The sequence below is a fragment of the Corallococcus llansteffanensis genome (genome assembly GCF_003612055.1).
In the GTDB taxonomy this organism is placed as follows: Bacteria; Myxococcota; Myxococcia; order Myxococcales; family Myxococcaceae; genus Corallococcus; species Corallococcus llansteffanensis.
In genome coordinates this window covers 1-5,579 of record NZ_RAWB01000621.1, presented here as the reverse complement: position 1 = coordinate 5,579, position 5,579 = coordinate 1, and the positions used below count along the sequence as shown (strand labels likewise).

Annotated in this window: 2 protein-coding genes; one reads left to right on the top strand and one right to left on the bottom strand. The window is 71.8% G+C overall.

The window, feature by feature from the left end; genetic code table 11:
- The first annotated feature begins 101 nt into the window (after positions 1-101).
- A complete protein-coding gene (locus D7V93_RS36640) occupies positions 102-3,107 on the top strand; it encodes a hybrid sensor histidine kinase/response regulator (protein WP_120647770.1) in 3,006 nt (1,001 codons plus the stop codon).
- Positions 3,108-3,188: 81 nt separating this feature from the next.
- On the opposite strand, the gene D7V93_RS36635 is transcribed toward D7V93_RS36640, so the two are convergent.
- Entirely contained in the window at positions 3,189-5,255 is a 2,067-nt protein-coding gene (locus D7V93_RS36635) for a M20/M25/M40 family metallo-hydrolase (protein WP_120647769.1), read from the bottom strand.
- Positions 5,256-5,579 lie beyond the last annotated feature (324 nt).

Here is a 5,579-nt window from a genome sequence, read left to right as displayed (position 1 = left end):
GGGTGGGGTGGTCCTTCGCGGACAGCCGGGCATTTTTCCAGTGGGAAGCGATTGAGGCCCGGCATAGGGAATGTTTCACGTGACCCAGGAGCCGCGCTGAGATGAGTCAGGACGTCCCCCCAGCGCCCGAGGCCCTGTTCACCGGGAGCAGCCAGATGCATGCGCTCGTGCGCGCGCATGACTGGGCCTCGACGCCGGTGGGCCCTGTGGCCTCCTGGCCCACGAGCCTCAAGGTGCTCGTGAAGACGCTGCTCGGGTCGCGCTACCCCATGATCCTCACGTGGGGGCCCCAGCTGAGCCAGTTCTACAACGACGCCTATTCGGCGGTGATTGGCGACAAGCACCCGGGCGCGCTGGGCACGGACATCCGGGGCACGCTGGCGGAGGCGTGGGACGCGCTGGGGCCGCTGGTGATGGAGGCCATGACGACGGGCGCCGCCAGCTGGGTGCCCGCACTGATGCTGCTCCTGGAGCGCAGCGGCTACCGCGAGGAGTCCTACTTCGACGTCAGCCACGCGCCCGCCTACGACGACACGGGCGCCATTGGCGGCATGCTCGCGGTGTGCGCCGAGGTGACGCAGCAGGTGCTGAGCGGCCGGCGCATGCGGCTGTTGCGCGACCTGTCCGCTCGCGCGTCGGACACGCGCAGCGTGACGAAGACGTGCCGCGACCTGATGTCCGCCATGGCCGAGCACCCGCTGGACGTGCCCTTCGCGCTGCTCTACCTGCGCTCGGCGGAGGGCCGGACGCTGACGCTCTCTGGCTCCGTGGGCGTGGCGCCCGGAGGGCCGCTGAGCCCGGAGTCCGTCGCGTTGGATCCCGCGCTGCCGGAGGCGGCGCCGTTCCTGCGCGCGCTCGAGGGCGGGCCGGTGCGGCGGGACGGGCTGGAGGCCCTGCTGTCGCTGCGCGGGGGCCCCTTCGGGGACGCGGTGGGTTCGCTCCTGCTCCAGCCTCTCGCTGGCGCGGGCTCGTCCGCGCCGCTGGGCGTGCTCGTCACGGGGCTGTCCCCCAACCGGGCCTTCGACGAGGGCTCCGCGTCCTTCTTCGAGCTGCTGGCCGCGCAGGTGGCGGTGGCGCTGCGCAACGCGCGGGCCTACGAGGAGGAGCGGCAGCGCGCCGAACAGCTCGCGGAGCTGGACCGGGCGAAGACGGCCTTCTTCCACAACATCTCCCACGAGTTCCGCACGCCGCTCACGCTGATGATGGGCCCGCTGGAGGACGTGCTCGCGCAGGCCCAGGTGACGGAAGCCGCGCGGCGCGACCTGGAGGTCGTCCACCGCAACGCGGGCCGCCTGCTGCGGCTGGTGAACACGCTGCTGGACTTCAGCCGGCTGGAGGCGGGCCGCAGCGACTCCCGCTTCGAGCCCATCGACCTGGCCGCCCTCACGCAGGACCTGGCGAGCAACTTCCGCTCCGCGGTGGAGCGCACGGGCCTTGGCTTCACGGTGGACTGCGCCCCGCTGCCGGAGCCCGTCTACGTGGATCCGCGCATGTGGGAGAAGGTTGTCTTCAACCTGCTCTCCAACGCGCTCAAGTTCACCTTCGCGGGCAGCATCGCCGTGCGGCTGACGGCCGGCGACGGCGACGTCGTCCTCCGCGTCTCCGACACCGGCACGGGCATCCCGGCCGGGGAGCTGCCCCACCTCTTCGAGCGCTTCCACCGCGTGCGCAACGCGCGAAGCCGCACCCACGAGGGCACCGGCATCGGGCTGGCGCTGGTGCGCGAGCTGGTGGCGCTGCACGGCGGCGACGTGCGGGTGGAGAGCCGCGAGGGCGAGGGCACCACCTTCACGGTCCACCTCCCCCGGGGCCTGGGGCACCTGCCGTCCGAGCGCATCCTCGCGCCACGCGAAGAGGAGCCCCCCTCCCAGGGCGCGCGCCCGTTCCTCCAGGAGGTCGAGCGCTGGGCGGACGTGGAGCCGGAGCCCCCGGTGACGACGGTGTCCGTCCCCGGCGTGGGCGCGGAGTCGGGCATGAAGTCGGGCGCGGAGGCCCCCCGGCAGCGCGTGCTGGTGGCGGACGACAACGTGGACATGCGCGAGTACGTGGCGCGCGTGCTGTCCCCGTCGTTCGACGTGATGCTGGCGGCGGACGGGCAGTCCGCGCTGGACGCCGCGCGCGCGAACCCGCCGGACCTGGTGCTGACCGACGTGATGATGCCCCGGCTGGGCGGCTTCGGCCTGCTGCGCGCGCTGCGCGAGTCGCCCGCCACGCGCGCCATCCCGGTGGTGATGCTGTCCGCGCGCGCGGGTGAGGAGGCCGCGGTGGAGGGGCTGGAGGCGGGCGCGGACGACTACCTGGTGAAGCCCTTCAGCGCGCGGGAGCTGGTGGCGCGCGTGCGCTCCATGCTGGAGCTGGCCAGGATGCGGCGTGACTCCCTGCGACAGGAGCTGGTCGCCGCCTCGCTGCGCGAGCGCCTCCAGGCCCGCGACGACTTCCTCGCGGTGGCGAGCCACGAGCTCAAGACGCCGCTGGCCGCCTTCCGCCTGCACCTGGAGCGGCTGGAGCGCGGGCTGGGCGACGAGGCCCGCAACCGCGTGCAGAGCCCGCTCGCATCCGCGGGCCGGCAGGTGCAGCGGCTGCACGCGCTGATGGAGACGCTGCTGGACGTGTCGCAGCTCACCACGGGCCGGCTGGCGTTGGACCTCAACGACGTGGACCTCACCACCGTGGTGGGGGACGCCGTGGCGCGGCTGCGCGACGAGGTGGAGCGGCTGGGCGTGAAGGTGACGCTGGAGGCGGCCGCGCCGCTCGTCGGCCGGTATGACCGGCTGCGCATCGACCAGGTGGTGACGAACCTGCTGGCGAACGCGGCGAAGTACGGCCAGGGCCGCCCCATCGAGGTGCGCGTGGCCGCCCAGGAAGGCACCGCGCGCGTCACCGTGCGCGACGAGGGCATTGGCATCAGCGCGGAGGACCGGGCGCGCATCTTCGAGCGCTTCGAGCGCGCGGTGCCCGGCCGCAACTACGGGGGCCTGGGCCTGGGGCTCTGGATTGCCCGGCAGGTGGTGGAGGCGCACGGCGGCCGCATCAGCGTGGACAGCGCGCCGGGCGCGGGCGCGACCTTCGTGGTGGAGCTTCCCCTGGAGGGGCTGAAGGCCGCCTGACGGCAACGAAGAAGGGGCCCCAGGGCGTGCTGCCCGGGACCCCTTCAGGTGCTGCGTGCGCTTCAACTCAGCGCGGGTGCATCACTGCCCGACGGCGAACACCAGGTCGTCGCGGTCGTTGTACTCGTTGGAGACGCACGGGCTGGTGGTGCTGCTGCTGCCGTAGCGGAACTGCGCGCGCACGGCCTGGTTGGTGCCGGAGGGCAGCGTGTACGTGGCCGACAGCGTCACGGCGCCCGCGGCCGTCGGGGTGAGGCTGGTGCCAATCTGCGTCCAGACGGGCGTCGTCGCGGTGGCGTTGGCCGTGTAGAACAGCTCCAGCCGGTCCGACGCGGGGTTGGCGTAGGCCCACACCGTGGCCTCCACCTTCACCTGCTTGCCCGGAGCGAAGGGCGTGCCGTCCACGGTGGACACCTTGAGGGCGTCCATGGACTCGTCGCTGTGGAAGGTGCCGCCGCTGCCGTCGGCGCAGGTGCCGCGCAGCGTGTTGGGGTAGCTCAGCTCCGGCCCGCGCGTGCCGCGGCCGGTGAAGGCCGTGCCGCTGTCGCACGTGGCGGCCACCGCGCTGCAGCGCACCGTCTTGAGCGTGCTGTCATAGGTGCCGGACGTGGACACGTTGGACACCGTCACCGTCCGGGCGGTCGTGGTGGCGGAGTTGCCCGCGCTGTCGGAGGCCTTCGCCGCCACGGTGTGGCTGCCGTTGGCCACCGTGCGGCTGTCCCACGCGAAGCTGTAGGGCGAGGCGAAGGACGTGCCCTTCAGCGCGCCATCCACCAGGAACTCCACCTTGCTGACGCCCACGTTGTCGGTGGCCGTCGCGGCGATGGACACGGTGCCCGTCACCGTCGCGCCGCTGGCCGGCGAGCTGAGCGAAACGGTGGGGTCCGTGGTGTCCGTGGGCAGGCCCGGGATGGTGCCCTTGCCCAGCTCCGCCAGGTACGCCGCCGCGATGCGCGCGAACTTCAGCGCGTTGGTCGCGTTGCCGCCGGTGCTGTTGGCCAGCGTGTCGTTGGCCGTGTGGATGTAGGGGTTGTCCTGGTTCATCAGCGCCTCGAACGGGATGGACGCCGGGTAGCCCTGGGCGTTCCACGACGCGTGGTCCGAGCAGCCGTAGCCGCAGGTGATGTTGGAGCGCGTGTAGCCCGTGTACGTGTCGATGAGGTTGCCCAGGAACGCGTTCTGCGCCGCGTTGGTGTTGTCGGTGACGAGCGTCACCTCCACCGTGGAGCCCCGGTAGTTGGTCATGTCCAACTGGAGGACGCCCACCACGGTGCCGAGCGTGGAGGGACTCGCCTTGTGCGCCTGCGCGATGGCCTGCGAGCCCAGCAGGCCCACCTCCTCCGCCGCGTACGCCATGAACTTCACCGTGCGCGCCGGCTTGTAGCCCTTGGCCATCGCGACGCGGAACACCTCGGAGAGCGTGGCCACGCCGGAGGCGTCGTCATCCGCGCCCGGCGCCGTCGCCGTGGGACGGCTCGACGAGCCCACGTTGATGTTGATGGAGTCCAGGTGGCCGCCAATCACCACCACCTCGTTGGGGGTGACGGTGCCCGTGATGGTGGCGATGACGGAGGGCTGGCTCCAGCTGCTGTGCGTGTAGAGCGCCACCGTCACGTCGTCGCGGTTCGCGTTCGCGGCGTAGGCCGCCCACGTGTCCCTGAGCCAGTTGGACGCCTGCACGGCGCTGGTCGAACCGTTGTAGTAGCGGTTCGTGTAGCTGGACAGGCTCGTGATGGTGCTGCGCAGGCTGGCCTCCTGGAGGCCGGAGAACAGCGTGTTGACGACCGCCGCGTTGTCCAGCGTGTAGCTCACCAGCGTCTGCGTCAGCGACGGCTGCGCGGGCTCCAGCGCCGCCAGCGCCGCCTCCTGCGTCTCATGGGTCATGAAGCCCGCGCAGCGGTTGTACTGGTCGTGCATCAGCCGCGACACATCGCCCAGCTGTCCCTCGCGCAGCTTGAGCACGCTCACGCCGTTCGCCTCGCGCACCAGCGTGGGCACCGTCTCTCCCGACGCGCGGAACGACGTGCGCAGCGAGTCCAGCGCCTCCGAACCCAGGGTGATGTAGACCTCGCGCTCGCGCGCTTCCTGCGCGGAGGCGGTGACGCAGCACAACGACAGGACGACGGGGGCCAACTTCTTCCAACGCATGTTCCGCTCCGATTCGCGGGCCCGGGCCCGCCCTGCGTGAACGCCGCCCCGTGCGCCCCTGGCCCGGTTTCGGGCCCTGCCTGGCTCTGGATTGCACGGTGAAAACCCCCCACCTCCGGTCCGGAGTCTTTCGTCCTGACCTGGTGGGTTGGCGGCGCATCCTGTGGAATTCAAGACGGCCCCGTCAAGGCGGAGAGCAACGTGAAACAGGCTGAAACAGCCCAATCAGAAGGGATTGACGCACCCCGGCCACGCGCGGACCCACGCGACGCGGGTCGTCGCGGTGTCTCAAGCAGTGAGGAAGGGGCGGGGTGAGGGGGGCGC